At 72.2% G+C, this 17,271-nt stretch carries 19 protein-coding genes; 10 read left to right on the top strand and 9 right to left on the bottom strand.

The features are described 5' to 3' along the window. Positions 1–705 (top strand): PP2C family serine/threonine-protein phosphatase (locus AMY39116_RS44365; protein ID WP_020423306.1); only part of this gene is annotated, 705 nt, incomplete at its 5' end. Positions 706–717: 12 nt separating this feature from the next. After that, positions 718–1,158, top strand: a complete 441-nt coding sequence (locus AMY39116_RS44360) for a YbjN domain-containing protein (RefSeq protein ID WP_020423305.1) — start codon at positions 718–720, stop codon at positions 1,156–1,158. Positions 1,159–1,164: 6 nt separating this feature from the next. On the opposite strand, the gene AMY39116_RS0340520 is transcribed toward AMY39116_RS44360, so the two are convergent. From AMY39116_RS0340520 to AMY39116_RS0340505, 4 genes are read right to left on the bottom strand one after another with little or no spacing between them, the layout of a single operon-like run. Continuing rightward, entirely contained in the window at positions 1,165–2,577 is a 1,413-nt protein-coding gene (locus AMY39116_RS0340520) for a GH1 family beta-glucosidase (protein WP_157358861.1), read from the bottom strand. A 2-nt stretch (positions 2,578–2,579) separates the two neighbouring features. Then, positions 2,580–3,422: a carbohydrate ABC transporter permease gene (locus AMY39116_RS0340515; RefSeq protein WP_020423303.1), complete on the bottom strand. Its 843-nt coding sequence runs from the start codon at positions 3,420–3,422 to the stop codon at positions 2,580–2,582. Beyond that, positions 3,419–4,399, bottom strand: a complete 981-nt coding sequence (locus AMY39116_RS0340510) for a carbohydrate ABC transporter permease (RefSeq protein ID WP_020423302.1) — start codon at positions 4,397–4,399, stop codon at positions 3,419–3,421. Before AMY39116_RS0340510 ends, AMY39116_RS0340515 begins: the two co-directional genes overlap by 4 nt. A gap of 19 nt (positions 4,400–4,418) precedes the next feature. After that, positions 4,419–5,708, bottom strand: coding sequence for an ABC transporter substrate-binding protein (locus AMY39116_RS0340505; protein ID WP_027936664.1), 1,290 nt, complete (start codon positions 5,706–5,708; stop codon positions 4,419–4,421). A gap of 124 nt (positions 5,709–5,832) precedes the next feature. Between AMY39116_RS0340505 and AMY39116_RS0340500 the strand changes: the two genes are divergently transcribed. Then, on the top strand, positions 5,833–6,882 hold the full coding sequence (locus tag AMY39116_RS0340500; RefSeq protein ID WP_020423300.1) for a substrate-binding domain-containing protein: 1,050 nt from the start codon (positions 5,833–5,835) through the stop codon (positions 6,880–6,882). A 12-nt stretch (positions 6,883–6,894) separates the two neighbouring features. On the opposite strand, the gene AMY39116_RS0340495 is transcribed toward AMY39116_RS0340500, so the two are convergent. After that, the gene (locus tag AMY39116_RS0340495) at positions 6,895–7,440 is read right to left on the bottom strand and encodes a CGNR zinc finger domain-containing protein (protein WP_020423299.1); all 546 of its coding nucleotides are present in this window, start codon (positions 7,438–7,440) and stop codon (positions 6,895–6,897) included. A gap of 101 nt (positions 7,441–7,541) precedes the next feature. Between AMY39116_RS0340495 and AMY39116_RS0340490 the strand changes: the two genes are divergently transcribed. The 4 genes from AMY39116_RS0340490 to AMY39116_RS0340475 are packed head-to-tail and all read left to right on the top strand — an operon-like array spanning position 7,542 to position 10,366. Then, positions 7,542–8,003 carry a VOC family protein gene (locus tag AMY39116_RS0340490; RefSeq protein WP_020423298.1) on the top strand — a complete coding sequence of 154 codons (462 nt, stop codon included), beginning with the start codon at positions 7,542–7,544 and terminating at the stop codon, positions 8,001–8,003. 35 nt (positions 8,004–8,038) lie between these two features. Continuing rightward, positions 8,039–8,950, top strand: coding sequence for a pyridoxamine 5'-phosphate oxidase family protein (locus AMY39116_RS0340485; protein ID WP_020423297.1), 912 nt, complete (start codon positions 8,039–8,041; stop codon positions 8,948–8,950). Between the two features lie 10 nt (positions 8,951–8,960). Next, entirely contained in the window at positions 8,961–9,173 is a 213-nt protein-coding gene (locus AMY39116_RS0340480) for a ferredoxin (RefSeq protein ID WP_020423296.1), read from the top strand. Continuing rightward, positions 9,170–10,366, top strand: a complete 1,197-nt coding sequence (locus AMY39116_RS0340475) for an NAD(P)/FAD-dependent oxidoreductase (RefSeq protein ID WP_020423295.1) — start codon at positions 9,170–9,172, stop codon at positions 10,364–10,366. The genes AMY39116_RS0340480 and AMY39116_RS0340475 overlap by 4 nt, the downstream gene beginning before the upstream one ends. Positions 10,367–10,488: 122 nt before the next feature. On the opposite strand, the gene AMY39116_RS0340470 is transcribed toward AMY39116_RS0340475, so the two are convergent. Beyond that, positions 10,489–11,157 (bottom strand): QsdR family transcriptional regulator, encoded by a 669-nt coding sequence (locus tag AMY39116_RS0340470; protein WP_354712499.1) that lies wholly within the window; start codon positions 11,155–11,157, stop codon positions 10,489–10,491. Between the two features lie 124 nt (positions 11,158–11,281). Between AMY39116_RS0340470 and AMY39116_RS0340465 the strand changes: the two genes are divergently transcribed. Then, positions 11,282–12,298 carry a triacylglycerol lipase gene (locus tag AMY39116_RS0340465; protein WP_020423293.1) on the top strand — a complete coding sequence of 339 codons (1,017 nt, stop codon included), beginning with the start codon at positions 11,282–11,284 and terminating at the stop codon, positions 12,296–12,298. A gap of 42 nt (positions 12,299–12,340) precedes the next feature. Here the strand turns inward: AMY39116_RS0340465 and AMY39116_RS0340460 are convergent, their stop codons facing one another. Further along, a complete protein-coding gene (locus AMY39116_RS0340460; RefSeq protein WP_020423292.1) occupies positions 12,341–13,729 on the bottom strand; it encodes an aldehyde dehydrogenase in 1,389 nt (462 codons plus the stop codon). Positions 13,730–13,787: 58 nt separating this feature from the next. Continuing rightward, positions 13,788–14,321 carry a DUF1360 domain-containing protein gene (locus AMY39116_RS0340455; protein ID WP_020423291.1) on the bottom strand — a complete coding sequence of 178 codons (534 nt, stop codon included), beginning with the start codon at positions 14,319–14,321 and terminating at the stop codon, positions 13,788–13,790. Positions 14,322–14,406: 85 nt separating this feature from the next. Here AMY39116_RS0340455 and AMY39116_RS0340450 point away from each other — a divergent pair, with 85 nt between their 5' ends. Continuing rightward, positions 14,407–14,862 carry a GNAT family N-acetyltransferase gene (locus AMY39116_RS0340450; RefSeq protein WP_020423290.1) on the top strand — a complete coding sequence of 152 codons (456 nt, stop codon included), beginning with the start codon at positions 14,407–14,409 and terminating at the stop codon, positions 14,860–14,862. A gap of 4 nt (positions 14,863–14,866) precedes the next feature. Here the strand turns inward: AMY39116_RS0340450 and AMY39116_RS44355 are convergent, their stop codons facing one another. Next, a complete protein-coding gene (locus AMY39116_RS44355) occupies positions 14,867–15,961 on the bottom strand; it encodes a serine/threonine-protein kinase (protein WP_020423289.1) in 1,095 nt (364 codons plus the stop codon). A gap of 87 nt (positions 15,962–16,048) precedes the next feature. Between AMY39116_RS44355 and AMY39116_RS0340440 the strand changes: the two genes are divergently transcribed. Beyond that, positions 16,049–17,008 (top strand): DNA polymerase domain-containing protein, encoded by a 960-nt coding sequence (locus AMY39116_RS0340440; protein WP_020423288.1) that lies wholly within the window; start codon positions 16,049–16,051, stop codon positions 17,006–17,008. Positions 17,009–17,271 lie beyond the last annotated feature (263 nt).

Raw genomic sequence — 17,271 nt, 5'->3', positions numbered from 1 at the left:
CCAGCCCCGTGGTGGGCCACCGCGACCACCCGCGGCCCGCGTTCGGTGAACGCCGACGCCACCGCGGCCTACGCCGACCCGAGCACCGGGGAGGTCGTGTTCGCCCTCGCCGACGGCGTGGGCGACGAGCCGAGCGCCGCGCGGGCCGCCCAGGTCGCCGTCGCCACCGCCGTCCAGGTGCCCGCGTCGCAGGGGCCTGCCGCCGCGCTGGCCGCGGCGCAGCGGGCGGTCCGCGCCGAGCCGGCGGGCGACTGCGTGCTGGTGGTCGCGACGCCCGTCGACGGCGGTTACGGCGTCGGGTGGGTCGGCGACGTGCGGGCCTACGCCTGGAACGGCGACTCGCTGCGGCAGCTGACCAGGGACCACACGCTCGCGCAGTACTTCCGCGACCGCGGCCAGGTGCCCACCCCCAGGATGGAGCACCTGGTCACGACCAGCGTGCGGACGGCGCGCCCGGACGAGTTCGGCCACGCCGACGCGATGGGTCCCGCGGGGCTGCTGCTGACCAGCGACGGCGTCCACAAGGTCCTGACCCGCGCCGCGATGGCCGAGCTGCTGCGCGTGCCGTCGAACAGCGCGCAGGCGCTGGTGGACGCGGCGCTGGCGGCGGGCGGCCACGACAACGCGACCGCCCTGATGGCCGACCTGGCGCCCGCCCTGCCCGACCTGACCACCACCCCGCTGCCCACGGTCACCCCCGCCTGACAGGATCTCCGGATGACCACCGAGATCGTCGTTCCCGACCAGGCCTTCGTCGAGCGGCTGCTGGAGGAGATGGGGCTGGAGTACGGCCTCGACGAGGACGGCGATCTCGGCGCCCCGTGGGAGCACTTCCGGATGTACTTCGTGTTCCGCGGCGCGGACGAGGGACGGACCTTCGCCGTGCGCACCTTCTACGACCGCCGCCACGCGATCGAGGCCAAGCCGCACCTCCTGGAACTCCTCGACGACTGGAACCGCCGCACGCTGTGGCCGAAGGTGTACAGCCACACCGGCGACGACGGTGCGGTCACGCTGGTCGGTGAGGCGATGATGCTGATCGGCGCCGGCGTCACGGTGGAGCACTTCGTGACCACCACCGCCACCTGGATCCACGCGTCCGTCGAGTTCGACACGTGGCTCGTGGAGCAGCATCGCCTGCTCACCGACGAGACGTAGCACCCGTCACCCGCGGACCGGCGGCACCGCGTTGTCGCGGATCACGTCGGCGTAGAAGTGGGCGCTGCGCTTCATCGTGCGGACCTGCGTCCGGTAGTCCACGTGCACCAGCCCGAAGCGCTTCGAATACCCCTCCGCCCACTCGAAGTTGTCCAGCAGCGACCAGTACGAGAACCCCCGCAGGTCGACCCCCTGCGCGAGCGCCGCGTGCGCCGCCCGCAGGTGGGCGGCCAGGAACTCGACCCGCTCGACGTCGTCGATCCAGCCGTCCGGCCGCACCGAGTCGTCGTAGGCCGCGCCATTTTCCGTGACGTACAACGGCACCGCCGGGTACTCGCGGTGCACCCGCACCAGCGTCTCGGTCAGCCCCTCCGGCTGCACGAACCACCCCGAGTGCGTCACCGACGCCGCCGTGTCGGGCACGAACCCGATCCCGTCCGCGCCAACCCACTCCAGCCCGCCCGGCTCGACCCCTGGCTGCAGCGTGCCGGTGACCTCGTAGCCGCGGTAGTAGTTGATCCCCATCTGGTCGATCGGCGCCCCGATCAGCGCCAGGTCCCCGTCCCGCAGGCAGGCGCCGAGGCCGAACGGCTCCAGGTCCGCCAGCAGGTCCTCCGGGTACCGCCCACGTAGCACCGGGTCGAGGAACAGCCGGTTCTGCAACCCGTCCACCCGCCTCGCCGCGTCGCGGTCCGCCGCCGACGACGGGTCCTCCGCCCGCACCGGGTACAGGTTCAGCGTGATGCCCGCCTGCGCCCGCGGCGCGTGCCGCCGGATCTCGGCGAGGCCGAGGCCGTGCGCGAGCAGCAGGTGGTGCGCCGCCGCGACCGCCGCGCGCGGCTCCTGCCTGCCCGGCGCGTGGATCCCCTTGGCGTAGCCCAGAAACGCCGAGCACCACGGTTCGTTCAGCGTGGACCAGAACGGCACCCGGTCGCCCAGCCGCTCGGCGGCCGACGCGGCGAACTCGGCGAACCGGTGGGCGGTGTCGCGTGCGGCCCATCCGCCGCGCTCCTCCAGCGCCTGCGGCAGGTCGAAGTGGTAGAGCGTCGCCCACGGGGTGATCCCCCGCTCCAGCAACGAGTCCACCAGCCGCTCGTAGAAGTCCAGCCCCGCCGGGTTGACCGCGCCGCCGTCCGGGCGCACCCGGGACCAGGCCAGCGAGAACCGGTACACCCCGAGCCCGAGTTCGGCCATCAGCGCGACGTCGTCCCGGAAGCGGTGGTAGTGGTCGGCGGCAGGCTCTCCGGTGTCACCGCCCGCGACCGCGCCCGGACGACGGCAGAACGCGTCCCAGATCGAGTCGGTGCGACCGTCCACAGTGGTCGCCCCCTCGATCTGGAAGGCCGCCGTGCTGACCCCCCACGCGAACCCGGGCGGGAACTCCAGCCCGGCGGTGACCTCTTCACCCAGAACCGACATGCTCACCCTTTCACCGCGCCCTGCATGATCCCGGACACGATCTGGCGCCCGAGCAGCAGGAAGACGATCAGAACCGGAATGGTCGCCAGCGTGGTCCCGGCCAGCACCAGCGAATAGTCGACGTAGTGGCCGCTCTGCAGCTTTTCCAGCGCCACCTGCACGGTGGGGTTGCCCGCGTCGAGCACGATCAGCGGCCACAGGAAGTCGTTCCACGACATCATGAACGTGAACATCGCGAGCACCGCGGCCGCCGGGCGGATCGCGGGCAGGCAGACGTGCACGAAGGTCCCGAACACGCTGCACCCGTCCACCCGCGCGGCCTCGATCAGCTCGTACGGCACGGCGTCCACGATGTACTGGCGCATCCAGAACACCCCGAACGCGGTGACCAGGTTCGGCACGATCACCGCCTGCAGGTGCCCGGCCCAGCCGAGCTCGGACATCATGATGAACAGCGGGATCACGCCCAGCTGCGTGGGCACCGCGAGCGTCACCACGATGAACACGAACAGCCCGTTCGAGCCGCGGAACCGCATCTTGGCGAAGGCGAACCCGGCGAGCGCGGAGAACAGCACGGTCGTCAGCGTCACCGTGCCTGCCACGATCACGCTGTTGCCCAGCGCCTTCCAGAACGGCACCGCGTCGAACACGCGGACGGCGTTGGCCCAGAAGTTCCCGCCCGGCAGCAGCGGCGGCAGGTGGTCCGACAGCATGCCGGTGTCGCGGCTGGCCACCAGGAACGACCAGTAGAACGGGAACAGCGAACCCGCGACGAACGCGATCAGCGTGGCGTAGACGAAGAAGCGCGAACCGCCGCGCCCGCGCGGGAATCTCAGTGTGGTCATCGTTTCAGTCCCGTCGTCGCGGCGACCCGCCGGGTGATCAGGAAGTTGACCAGCGCGATGAGGACGATCAGCAGGAACAGCAGCCACGCGATCGCCGAGGCGTAGCCGAGGTCGAAGCCCTCGAACGCCGACTGGTACAGGTACAGGGTCAGGGTCTGGAACTGGTGCTGCGAACCGCCGTTGTTCGACCCGGGCATCGCGTCGAACAACTTGGGCTCGGTGAAGATCTGCAACCCGCCGATCGTCGAGGTGACCACCACGAAGATCAGCGTGGGCTTCAGCATCGGCAGCGTGATGGAGAAGAACCGGCGGACCGCGCCGGCCCCGTCGACCACCGCCGCCTCGTACACGTCCCGCGGCAGCGCCTGCATCGCCGCCAGCACGATCAGCGCGTTGTAGCCGGTCCAGCGCCAGTTGACCATCGTCGCGATCGCCAGGTGGCTGGCGAACCGGTTGGCCTGCCACTCCACCCGGTCCAGCCCCACCGCCTCCAGCATCGCGTTGACCAGCCCGTACCGCGGGCCGAACAAGTTCGCGAAGATGATGCCGAGCGCGACGAGGCTGGCCGAGTAGGGCAGCAGGATCCCGACCCGCCAGCTCGCCGGGAAGCGCAGCCGCAGCGACAGCAGCGCCGCGAGCAGGATCGCGATCACCAGCTGCGGCCCGCTGGAGAGCACGAAGATCGAGATCGTGTTCACGACCGCGTTCCAGAACTGCGCGTCGCCCAGCAGCGTCACGAAGTTCTCCAGCCCGACGAACTTCGGGTCGTCGTCGCCGATCTCCCAGTCGAACAGCGACACGTAACCCGTGTAGAGCAGGGGGAACAGGCCGGTCAGGCCGAACACCACGAAGAACGGCGCGATGTAGAGGTACGGCGAAAACCTGACGTCCCAGCGCGACAACCGTTGCCGCAGCGTCGGTCTCACCGGTTCCGGCGGCACGTCCTGCCGCGGTGGTTTTTCGGCCACAGTGGTCATCGGCCCGTTCCCCCTGCGCTCACTTCACGATCTTCTTGGCTTCGTTGACCACCTGCTGCCAGGCCTGGCCGGGTGGTGTCCCCTGCTCGACGGCCTGCAGCGCCGGGCTGGTGACGTTCTCCTGGATCTGGCCGTCGCCGGGACCCTTGTACTGCGCGCGGGTCACCTTCTTGGCCTGCTCGGAGTAGAGCTCGCCGACCTTGGTGTCGCCGAAGTACGGCTCGGTCTGCTGCAGCAGCTGCGGCGAGGTGAGCGCCTGCGTCTGGCTCGGGAAGTTGCCGCGCGCCTGGAACGCCTTGAGCTGCTGCTCCGGCGCGGTCAGCCACGCCGCGAACTCCGCGGCCTCCTTCGGGTGCTGGCTCTGCTTGGGCACGGTCAGGTACGAGCCGCCCCAGTTGCCGCCGCCGTTGGGGAACGCGTCGGTGACCGCCCACTTGCCCGCGTTGCCGGGACCGGCGTTCTCCTCGACCACGCCGAGCATCCACGACGGGCACACCGTGGTGGCGAAGGATCCCTGCTGGAACCCGGTCTTCCACTCGTTGCCGAACGCGATGAGCTTCGCGGACTGGCCGCGCTGGATGGCGCCGGTGATGCGGTCCCAGGCCGCCTTGATGCCCGGGTTCGTCTCGATGGTGAGGTTGTCGTTGCGGTCCAGGTAACCGGTTTCGAGCTGGTTGACCATCGAGTTGTACAGCTGCGAGGACGCGTCGAACCACGCCTTGCCACCGGTGCGCTGCACGTACTGGTCGCCGGCCGCGAAGTAGGACTCCCAGGTCGCGAAGAGCGACTTGACGCCCTCGGGATCGGACGGCAGACCGGCGGCCTGCAGCAGGTCCTTGCGGTAGCACAGGGCCAGCGGGCCGATGTCGGTGCCGTAGCCGATCAGGCGGCCGTCGGAGTCCTTGCCCGCCTCGTACTTCCAGTTCAGCCACCGGTCCGGGGTCACGTCCTTGGGACCGATCTCGGTGAGGTCGTTGAACTTGGACGACTTGTCGATGATGTCGGAGAAGTGGCCCTCCTCGACCGCGACCACGTCCTCCAGCCCGTTGCCCGCGGCCAGCTTCGTGATCAGGTTCTGGTGGTAGGGGCCGCCCTCGCCGGTCTTGTGGTGGGTGATCTTGATGTTGGGGTGCAGGCGTTCGTACTCGGTGATCAGGTCTTCGTAGCCGAATTCGGTGAAGGTGCCGATGGACAGCTCGATCCGCCCGTCGCCGGACGTCCCGGACGAGCCGCCGCCACAGGCGGCCAGGCTCGCGCCCAGCACCGCCAGTCCGATCGCGAAGCTCACGCCCTTGTGAAGATGTCGCACGTCGATTCCCTAACTCGTGGGGTTCCAGGGAGGGAGATTTTGGGAGCGCTCCCAGAACGGGCTTGAGTGTGTCCCTAGTCACGAGCCGTGTCAAGATGCGCTATTGTTGGAAGCGCTCCCATCGATGGCGGAAGGTGACCCGGTGACCGCACACGGCAACCACGACGGCCGACCGACGCTGGAGGACGTGGCCGCATTCGCCGGGGTCTCGCGCTCGACAGCGTCCCGGGCGCTCAACGACGACCCGAACGTCAGCGCGCGCGCCCGGGAAGCGGTGCGCGCGGCGGCGGCCGATCTGGGCTATTCGCCGAACCAGGCGGCGCGGTCGCTGGTGACGCGGCGGACGGGCGCGGTGGCGGTGGTGCTGTCCGAGCCGGAGGAGGTCGTGCTCGGCGATCCGTACCGGACCGCGGTGATGCGCGCCGGGTACCGGGAGCTGGCGGCGTCCGGCGCGCAGATGGTGTTGATGTTCTGCGACGGCCGGGACGACTTGGCGCGGACGTTGCGCTTCCTGGAGGGCGGGCACGTCGACGGGGCGCTGGTGTTCGCGCCGCACCAGGCGGACCCGTTGCCGCGGGCGCTGCGGCTGCTGCGGCTGCCGGTCGTGTTCGGCGGCCCGGCGGGCGGGGTGGCGCGTGGCGTGCACGTGATCGACTTCGACAACGAGTCCGGCGCGCGGCTCGCGGTGGAGCACCTGGTTTCGCTGGGCCGCCGCCGCATCGCGACGGTCGCCGGCCCGCAGGACCAGACCGCGGCGGTCCACCGGTTGTCCGGATGGCGCAAAACGCTGGCCGACGCGGGGCTGGAGTCGGCGGGCCTGGCGGAGGAGGCGGACTTCACGCTGGACGGCGGCCGCGACGCGATGGACCGGCTGCTCGCGCGGGAGCCGGAGCTGGACGCGGTCTTCGTGGCGAGCGACGTGATGGCCGCGGGCGTGTTGCAGTCACTGGGCGCCGCGGGCCGCCGCGTGCCGTCGGACGTGGCGGTCGTGGGTTTCGACGACCACCCGGCGCTGGCCACCGCGATGAACCCCCCGCTGACGACGGTGCACCAGGACCCGGCCGCCCAGGTGCGCCAGATGGTCGCCACGCTGACCGCCCTGCTGGCCGGCGAAACGATCCGCCCGCGGCGGCAGGTGCTACCGGTGTCGCTGAAACTGCGCGAATCGGCGTGAGCCGCCCCGGCCTCAGCCGGACCCGGCTCGCTCCCGTTCGTAGTGCCGGGCGGCTTTCGCCCGGTTGCCACACCCCGCCATCGAGCACCACCGGCGGGTGCCGTTCTTGGTCGTGTCGTAGAAGTGCAGCACGCACTTCGGGTGCGCCGCGCACCGCTTGATCCGCTCCGGCTTGCCGTCGACGAGTCCCAGGTAGTCCGTCGCGGCGAGCCAGGCAGGCAGCCAGGCCGGATCATCGGTCGTGCCACGCGCCTCCGGCCCCGCTGCGCCGAGCCGGTAGCGCAGCGCCCCGCGTTCGAGGATCAGGTTGAGTTCGCGAGCGGCGTCCCGCCCGGCTTCGCCGTCGACCAGTGCCCGGAGAACTTCCCGCGTCTCACGCAGGGCGCCGCGCGTCGCCTCGTTCGCGACCGCCCGGTCCGCCAGGCCGGCCGAGTGCAGCCAGACGCCCACACCGTCGGTGGAGTCGAGCAGGTCCTCGGGGCCGTTCTCGCCGATCCAATACGTGTTCAGCAGATCGAGGCACAGCGGCTCGCCGGTCAGCGGACGGGGGTCTGGCACGAGCCGAGTCTACCCGGTCATCTCCCGATAGGTGGTTGACACTGGATCGTCTAACCGTCTAACTTCATTAAGACGGTTAGACATCCTCGAGGAGGAAGCTCATGACAACTGCCACGATCAGCGCCGTACAGACCGGCCACGTCGGTCTGAACGTGACCGATCTGGAGCGAGCGGTGCCGTTCTACGCCCGGGTCTTCGGGTTCCAGGTGCAGGCGGAAGGCGGGAACGACGAGCGGCGCTGGGCTTTCCTGGGGCGCGACGGACGGCTGGTGCTGACCCTGTGGCAGCAGAGCGAGACGCCGTTCCCGGCGTCCTCGGCCGGGCTGCACCACCTGTCCTTCCAGGTCGACTCGATCGACGAGGTGCGAGCGGCCGAGTCGGTGCTGCGCGAACTCGGTGCCGAGTTCCGCTACGACGGAGTGGTGCCGCACGGGGAAGGCATGAGCTCCGGCGGCATCTTCTTCACCGACCCGGACGGCATCCGCCTGGAGATCTACGCGCCGAGCGGCGCCGAGACCGCGGCCGCCCCCAGCGGCGAGGCGCCCACCTGCGGCTTCTTCTGATCCGCACCCTGATTCCGCGCTGAAAGGAGGCCGCTGTGGCGGTCGACGTCTACCACGAGGGTGAACGGGCCGCCCAGCGGCGCTCCGGCCTCCTCGACCAGGGCGGGTTCTCCGCCCGCGCGATCCAGCACGCGATCCCGGCGGTGGCCCGGGATTTCCTCGCCCGGCAGGTCATGCTCGTGCTCGGCGCCACCGACGCCGAGGGCCGGGTCTGGGCCACACTCCTGTCCGGGCCGCCGGGGTTCCTGCGGGCCGAGGACGACACCACGCTCGCCGTCGCGGCGCTCCCGGCGCCCGGCGACCCGCTGCGCTCCCGGCTCGGCGAACCCGCACCGGTGGGCATGCTCGCGATCGAGGCGTCCTCCCGGCGCCGCATGCGGATGAACGGCCGCAGCACACCGGTCGCCGGCGGCTTGCGGGTCGCGCTCGAGCAGGTCTACGCGAACTGCCCGAAGTACATCCAGAAGCGGGAACCGCACCCGGAGCAGGCCGCGCCCGGCGAACCGGTCACCTCGGCCGCCCTGTCGCCGGACCAGCGGGAACTCCTCAGCCGCGCCGACACGTTCTTCGTCGCCACCGCCGACCGGGACGGCGACGCCGACGCTTCGCACCGCGGCGGCAACCCGGGCTTCGTCCAGGTGCTGTCCGACACCACGCTGCGCTGGCCGGACTACGTCGGCAATGCCATGTTCAACACGCTGGGCAACCTGGAGGTCAACCCGGCCGCCGGACTGTTGTTCCAGGACTGGGCCACGGGCACGACCCTGCAGCTCACCGGAACGGCGCGCACCGACTGGGGGCCGGCCGCGGCCGGCTCCCTGCCGGGGGCGCAACGGGTCGTCGACTTCACCGTCAGCGCCGTGGTCGAGATTCCCAGCGCCAGTCGCCTCCGCTGGAGCGCACCTGCCTTCTCCCGCTTCAACCCTCCCCTACCCACTGCCTCATAGGACGGTCACGGTGCAAGTACACGTCGACCTCGCGGTGTGCCAGAGCCACGGCCAATGTGTCTTCGGCGCGCCGGACGTCTTCTCCTTCGACGACGACGACCAGCTCCGCTATTCGCCCTCCCCGCCGGAAGAACGGCGTGCGGACGTGATCCGGGCGGCGTCCGCCTGCCCGGTGCGCGCCATCACCGTCGGCCCGTCCGGCAGCGGAAGACCGGCGGCATGACCGCCGGTGACGCGGGCATCGTGGTGGTGGGCGCGTCCCTGGCGGGCCAGCGCGCGTGCGCCGCACTCCGCCGCCACGGCTACCGGGGGCGCCTGACCGTCGTCGGCGCCGAGCCGCATCTCCCCTACGACCGGCCACCGCTGTCCAAGGAGCTCCTCGCCGCGACCGCGGACGAGTCCGCGGCGGCACTGCCGGCCGCCGGGCTCGGGATCGATTGGGTGCTCGGACGGCGAGCCCGCCGGCTGGACGTGCCGAGCCGCACCGTCGAACTGGACGGCGGCGACGTCCTGCCCTACACGGGCCTGGTCGTCGCCACCGGCGCCGCGCCGAACCCCTGGCCGGGAACGCATCCGCCGGAAGTCGGGGTGTTCCGCACGCTGGACGACGCCCGGGCCCTGCGGAACCGGCTCGGCGGCGGCGCTCACCTGCTGGTCGTCGGAGCCGGTTTCCTCGGTGGTGAACTGGCCGCCGCCGCCCGTGGCCGGGGGACGTCCGTCGAGCTGGTCGAAGCGCAGCCGCAGCCGCTGCGCGCCGCACTGGGGCCGGTCGCCGGCGAGTTCGTCGCGGCACTGCACCGCGCGGCCGGGGTGTCCCTGCGGACGGGCACGCGGGTCGGCTCGTTCACCGGTGGCCACCGGCTGACCGGCGCGCTCCTGTCGGACGGCACCCGCCTGGCGGCCGACCTCGCGGTGGTGGCACTGGGCGCGTCGCCGCGCACCGGATGGCTCGCCGGCGCGGGCCTGCGCATCGACCGCGGTCTCGTCTGCGACCACCACGCACGAGCGCTCGGCATCGACGGGACGCCGGTGCCGGGCATCGTGGTGGCGGGAGACGTGGCCCGGTGGCCACACCCGTGGGCGGGACCGGACGGCGCCGTGCTCGGTCACTGGACACACGCGGTCGAACAGGCCGAGGTGGCCGCCCGGACCCTGCTCGACCCGGCCCATCCCGCCACCTACCGCCCGGTGCCGTCGTTCTGGTCGGACCTCTACGGCGTCCGGCTCCGCGCCGTGGGTTTCCCCGCGTTCGCCGACACCGTCGAGGTCCACGAAAACGACCCGGACGGCGGCAGACTCGACATCGCCTACCGGCGGGATGGCGAGCTGGTGGGCGCGCTGACCGGCAACCGCCCCGGCCGGCTGGCCGCCTACCACGCCCAGCTGGCCGAGGCTCTCGGCCGCGTGCCTGCCTGACCGGCCCGACCGGGGGACAGTCCGATGTGGACGGCCTCCGTGACCGTCATCCCGTCGGCCGGCGAGGCGCGCGACGGCCGGTGTCGCTGAAGCTGCGCGAATCCGCGTAGGCCGTTGTCCACTCAGGACTGGGCCGGGCCGAGCAGAGCCGCGACGGCGGCGGCCGCCTTGGCCGCGTCGGGTTCCTCACCGACGATCAGATCGGCGTAGATGAACGACTCCGCGATGCGGGTCATCACGTACGCCGTGTCGTGCGCGGGCAGCGGCAGCCGCAGTCCGGAATCGGCCTCCTCGGCGCGGAGCAGCCCTTCGAACAGCGCGATCACGCGGGTCTGGTGCACACCGGCCCGGGTGGTGAGCAGCCGCAGCGCGCGGTCACGCTCCCGGCGGAGGTAGGCCCGGAAGAACCCGGCGTCGATGATGGCACCGCTGAAGGCGTGGAACACCGACACGACCCGGGCCACCCCGGTCCCCTCGGCGCCGCGGACGGCGCCCTGCCAGGTCGGCAGGCACAGCGACCAGATCACCTCGGACAGCAACTCGTCGCGGTTGCCCACCCAGCGGAACAGGGTCGCCCGGTCGACCCCGAGTTCCGCGGCCAGCGCCCCCATGTCGACCCGCTCACCGGCGAGGAAGGTGCGGCGCGCCGCCCGCAAAGCCTGGCGCGGCCCGGCGTGGCGGCTCTCCTGTCCCGCATAGAGCTCGCGGGACAGCCTGGTGAACGGCTCCCGGCGCGCGGACTCCAGCGCTGCATCCGACGCCAGCCTGCTCCAGGACACGTCTGTGCTCACACCGGCACTCTACGTCGAGGGGACACGGTCTGCAACATTTCTGAATGTGTTGCACCGACGCCGGCGCACGGTTATCGTTCCCGGCACCCCAAGTGGATCCGATGTGGACAGAAAGGCAGCAACGATGCGCCTTCACCGTGTTCTCGCGGCGGCAGCCCTGATCGCCGCAGCCACCGCCGTGCCGGCGCCCGCGGCCGCCGCACCGTCCTTCGCGCCGGTGGACCGCCCCGGACCGGAGCTCACCGTGCCCGCCGCGGAGCTGGCGAAGAGCATCACCTGCACGGCGAACGCCGCCGTGGCGACCGAAGACGTGGTGCTCTTCGTGCCCGGCACGACCCTGACACCCCAGCAGGACTTCGGCTGGAACTGGTTCCGGGCGCTGGACCGGCTCGGCAGGCCCTACTGCGCGGTGACCCTGCCGGACCAGGCGATGTCCGACGCCCAGGTCTCCGCCGAGTACGTGGTCAACGCGATCCGGCACGTGCACCGGATCAGCGGACGCCAGGTCGACGTCGTCGGCCACAGCCAGGGCGGCACCGAACCCCGCTTCGCGCTGCGGTTCTGGCCCGACCTGCGGCCGATGGTCGACGACTACGTCGGACTCGGGGCGACCAACCACGGCAGCGTCGTGATCAACGCGATGTGCCCGCCGGTCCTCGGGTGCGCACCCGCGCTGTGGCAGCAGACGCTGAACTCGGCCTACACCAGGGCGATGAACTCCGGCCAGGAAACCTTCCCTGGCATCTCCTACACGGCGGTCTACACCCGCACCGACGAGTTCGTCCAGCCCAACCTCGACGACAACGGCACCACCAGCCTCCGCGGCGGGGGCGGGCGGATCACCAACGTGGCCGTCCAGGACGTGTGCCCGGCGAACGTGGCCGGAGAGCACCTCGCCGTCGGCACCTACGACCCGACGGCGTACGCGATCGCGATGGACGCCCTGACGCATCCCGGTCCGGCCGACCCCGCACGCGTGCCCCGCGAAACGTGCGGACAGCTGTTCATGCCCGGAGTCGATCCAGTGCGGTTCGCGACCGACTACGCGGCGCTGACCGGTGTGATCGCCGAGCAGCTCGCCCTGCACGGCCGGGTGCCGGCGGAGCCGCCGCTCAAGCCGTACGTCTTCGCCACCCGCTGACAGACGTTCCGGTCCCGCCCCCGGGGAGGCGGGACCGGACGTTCACGCCCGGCCGCCGGACGGTCCGATGTGGACGACCTTCGTCACGGTCATCTCGTCGAGCAGCTCGGGCCCGTAGCCGAACCCCTCGCCGCTGGCCTTGCGCGGGTGGGCCGCCCCGGCGGGCGCGCCGCCGAAGACGTTGTTCACCTTCACCGTCCCGACGGGCAGTTCCCGCCACGCCCGCTGCGCGTGCGCCATCGACTCGGTCAGCACCGTCGCGGTGAGGCCGTACCGGTCGTCGGCCGCCTCTTCCAGCGCCTGGTCGAAGCTGTCCACCACGCGCACCGGCGCGACCGGCCCGAACGTCTCCTCGCTCAGCACCCGCATCGACGGCGTGCACCCGGCCAGCACGGTCGCCGGGTAGTGCGCGCCCGGCCCGTCCGGCAACGTCCCGCCCGCCAGCAGCGACGCGCCCTGCGCCACCGCGTCCTCGACGTGCGAGTGCACGTGCTCGCGCTGCCGTTCGTCCACCAGCGGCGCCATCGGCACCTCGGACGGTCGCTTGCGCGCCTCCGCCACCAGCGCGTCCAGGAACTCGTCGGCCACCGACCGGTGCACGTAGATCCGCTCCACCGACACGCAGATCTGCCCGGCGTTGGCGAACGCCCCCAGCGCGGCCTGCCCGGCCGCCCACTTCGGATCCACACCGGCGTCGACGATCAGCGCGTCGTTGCCGCCGTTCTCCAGCAGCACCTTCGCCCCGGTCCGCGCCGCGGCCACCGCCACCGAACGGCCGGTCGCCGTGCTGCCGACGTGCGCGATCACGTCGACGTCCGCGGACTCCGCCAGCTGCGCGCCCACCCGGCCGTCGCCGTCCACGCAGACCAGCACGTCCGCGGGCAGGTGCCGCGCGATCAGCTCGGTCAGCATCCGCCCCACGTGCGGGCACCGCTCGCTCGGCTTGTGCACGACGACGTTGCCCGTCGCCAGCGCGGCGCCGATCAGCCCGCACGCGACCGCGACCGGGTCGTTCCACGGCGTCAGCGCCACCACGAGGCCACGCGGCCCGGGCACCATCAGGTCCGTCGCGTCCCAGCCGCCCTGCAGGCTGCGCCCGCGGTGGGCGGGCCCCAGCTCCGCGTACTGCTCCAGGGTCCCCGCGCCGGCGAGGACACCTTCGCGTGCCTCGTCCGGCAGCTTGCCGGTCTCGCGGTTGTTCATCGCGGCCAGCTCGTCGGCCCGCTCGCGCAGCTCGGCCGCCGCGGCCTTCAACGCGGCAGCCCGCTCCCCCGCCGCGGTCCGCGCCCAGCCCGCGAACGCCGCCCGCGCCGCGCGCACCGCCTCGTCGACCTCTTCCGCGGTCGCGCTCGGCACGCGTCCCACCAGCTCACCGCTCGCGGGGTCGCGGACCTCGATGGCCGCGTCTTCCCGGGTCATCAGCTCAGTCATCGCACCTCCTGTCCGCGGTGCGAGTACCCCTGCTCCTCCTCCGCGACACCCGGCGGGCTCAGCCCTCGGCGATCTGCTGCGCCTTCGCGTAGGCCAGCTGCAGGAAATCGGCGCCGGTCAGCGCGGCCATCGCCGCGACGACCAGGCGCGTGGCACGGGGCGCGAAGACGTGGCCGACGGTGAACCCGGTCACCACCCACATGTCGAGACAGAACGGGCAGCTGAGCAGCTCGCCGAGGCTGTGCCGCAGCCCGGAGGGCTTGCGCACCTCCTCCATCACCTCGGCCGGCCCGCCGGTGTCAGCGTATCGGGTGAACGGGGCGCGCAGGGGGCTGGTGACGGCGTCCTTGCTGATCGTGCGCGCCAGTTTGTGGGTACCCATCGCCATCAGGGCGATGTCGGACACCCGCAGGTCACGGGGCAACTTCCGGCCGGTGAGCAGAGCCGCGAGCACCGCCGTCGCCACGAGCGAGGTGTACACGAGCATGACGACGAGATAGCCGCCCAGCGGACGGTCGTGGTTCCCCCGGTAGGCGTCGGCCTCCGCGCGACCCGCGGCGGCGAGGTCCCGGAGTCCGGCGTGCTGCGCCATACGCTCTCCTGATACTCGGCTGTTCGTGCGGCCACCGGGTACCCCCGAGGCCCACGGGCAACCGCCCGGCCGCGAAGGAGGAGAAATGCCGCACAAGTACCTCTTCCGACGCGCGACGCCCGACGACGCCGACGCGATCCGGGAACTCGTCCACGCCGCGTACGCGAAGTGGGTGGACCTCATCCGGCGCGAACCCCTGCCGATGCGCACGGACTACCGGCAGACCGTCACCGCCCACCACATCGACCTGCTCTACGACGACGACCAGCTGGTCGCGTTGATCGAGATGATCCCGGCGGTGGACCACCTGCTGATCGAGAACGTCGCCGTGCGGCCGTCCGCGCAGGGCGCCGGTTACGGGCGGCTACTGATGCGGCACGCCGACCTGCTGGCCCAGTCGATGGGCCTGCCCGGCGTGCGGCTCTACACGAACGCCCTGTTCACCGAGAACATCCGCTTCTACCGGCGGCTGGGTTACCGGGTGGACCGCGAGGAGCCGTTCCTCGACGGCGCGCTGGTGCACATGAGCAAAGCGGTCTGACGCCTCACTTGTCCTTGCCGGGCTTCTTGTCCGGCCCCTTGCCCTTGTCCTGGCCCTTGCCCTTGTCGTCCTTCCGGCCCTTCGCGGGCGCGGGAGCCTCCTCGCTCTGGCTCGCCGGAGCGGTTTTCGCCACCGGGGCGGGTGTTTCGCTCGTCACCGGCGGCGGCGCGGCCACCGGCGCGGGGGCCGGTGCGGTGGGTGCGGGCACCGAGGCCGGAGCCTCCGTGGTCGAGCCGCTCAGCAGGGTGAACGCCATCTCGGCCGCGGCCGCCACGCCGGTGATCCCGGCGGCGACACCGAGGCGCCGCTTCGGCTTCAGCGGCACCAGCGGCCGGGTGACCCCGCCGAGCACGGCCGCCACCTCGCGCGCCGTCGGCCGCCCCTGCGGGTCCCGGTTCCCCATGCGCCGCAACAGGTCCGCGAAGTGCGGTGGCAGGCCCTCCGGCACCGCGGGCGGGCGCAGCAGGCGCGCCACCGCGGACTCGGTCAGCGACCCGGGGTACTCGCGCCGCCCGGACAGGCATTCCAGCAGCACCAGCCCGAGCGAGTAGACGTCCGCGGCCGGCCCGACCGGTTCCCCGCGCACCTGCTCGGGCGCCATGTACGCGGCGGTGCCCACGACGGTGCCGGTGGTGGTGAAGCGGGTGCTGTCGTGGCCCTGCGCGATGCCGAAGTCACCGAGCACCGCCCCGTCCGGCCCGAGCAGGATGTTGGCGGGCTTGACGTCCCGGTGCGTGATCCCCGCGTGGTGCACGTAGGCCAGCGCGTCCGCCAGCCGCGCGCCCAGCTCGATCGTCTCGTCCACCGCCAGCGGCCCCTCGGCGATGCGGTCCGCGAGCGTCGGGCCGTGCACCAGCCGCATCACGAAGAACGCGCGCCCGTCGCACACGCCGGAGTCGTACAGCGGCACCAGAGCCGGGTGCCGCAACCGGTCCAGGATGCGGAACTCCTGCGCCTGCCGCCGCTGCTGGGCGGGTGTCGAACCGGCGTGGAAGAGCTTGATCGCGACTTCGCGTTCGGCGACGCGGTCCCACGCGCGGTGCACGTCGGCACTGCCACCGCCACCGATCCGCTCCTCGAGCCGGTACCGCTCACCCATGTCCACGGGGAATCGCTACCCCTGCGCGGGTGGCGGCAAACCCGGCCAGGGGTGGCCTGGACGACACGGATCGGCAAGAGTGGGGCCATGAGCAGCGCAGAGGTGCGGGACGGCGTGTCGTTGACGAACCTCGACCAGTCACTGTTCGCCGATGCCGGCGCCACGAAGCGCGATCTGGTCGACTACCTGGACGCGGTCGCCGACCGGATGATCGCGGCGCTGCGGGACCGGCCGCTGTCGGTCGTGCGGGTGCTGCGCGGCCAGGACGCGTTCATGCAGAAGAACCTGCCGAAGTACACCCCGGAGTGGGTGCCGCGGGTGAGCATGTGGGCCGAAAGCTCGCACCGGCAGGTGACCTACGCCCTGTGCGACGACCGCCGCACGCTCCTGTGGTTCGGCAACCAGCGGGCGATCGAGTACCACCCGACGCTGGGCCTCGCCGGGCACCTGGACCAGCCGACGCACCTGGTGCTCGACCTGGATCCGCCGGAGGGCTCGGCGGCCTTCGACCTGGCGGTGCGCGCGGCCCACCTGGTGCGCCGCGCGCTGGACGACTGCGGTCTGGCCGGCGCGGTGAAGACCAGCGGTTCCAAGGGGGTGCACATCTTCGTGCCGGTGCGCGGCGCCGACGCGGAGCAGGCCGCCGCGGCCACCCGGGCGCTGGCCGCGCGGGCCGAGGCGCTCGACCCGGAACTGGCGACGACGGCGTTCATCCGCGAGGACCGCGAGGGCAAGGTCTTCCTCGACTCGACCCGCGCGGGTGGCGCCACGGTCGTGTCGGTCTACAGCCCGCGGGTGCGGCCCGGTCTGCCGGTGTCGTTCCCGGTGCCGTGGAGCGACCTGGACAACGTGCACCCCGGCGACTTCACCCTGCGGGAGGCCCTGCGGCTGCTGGACTCGGGCGACCCGTGGACCGAGTCGCTGCCGGACCCGCAGGAGTTGCCGGAGGAGCTGGTCGAGCACGGCCGCACGATCCCGATCGCCCGCGTGCAGGCGATGCACGAGGGAAAACGCCGGGCCCGCGCCCGCCGCGAGCAGGGCTCCTGACTGTGGTGGCTCGGGCGCGCTGATCCTGCCCGCCGCTCACCTGCCGCGGCTGCTCCCGCCGCCCGGGCGCTGGCTGCCACGCTGCCCCTGCCCCGAGCCGCAGCCCCGCCGCCAGCCACCACTGCTGCCCCTCCCCCGAACGGCAGCTCGGCCACCCAGTCACAAGCCGCCACGCTGCCGCCCCTCCCCCGAGCAGCAGCCCGGCCACCCAGTCGCAGGCCCCCACACAGCCGCCCCTCCCCAAACGGCAACCCCACTGCCCA

The sequence above is a fragment of the Amycolatopsis sp. ATCC 39116 genome (assembly GCF_000231075.2).
Classification (GTDB): Bacteria; Actinomycetota; Actinomycetes; order Mycobacteriales; family Pseudonocardiaceae; genus Amycolatopsis_E; species Amycolatopsis_E tucumanensis.
This window is presented reverse-complemented; position numbering and strand designations above follow the sequence as displayed.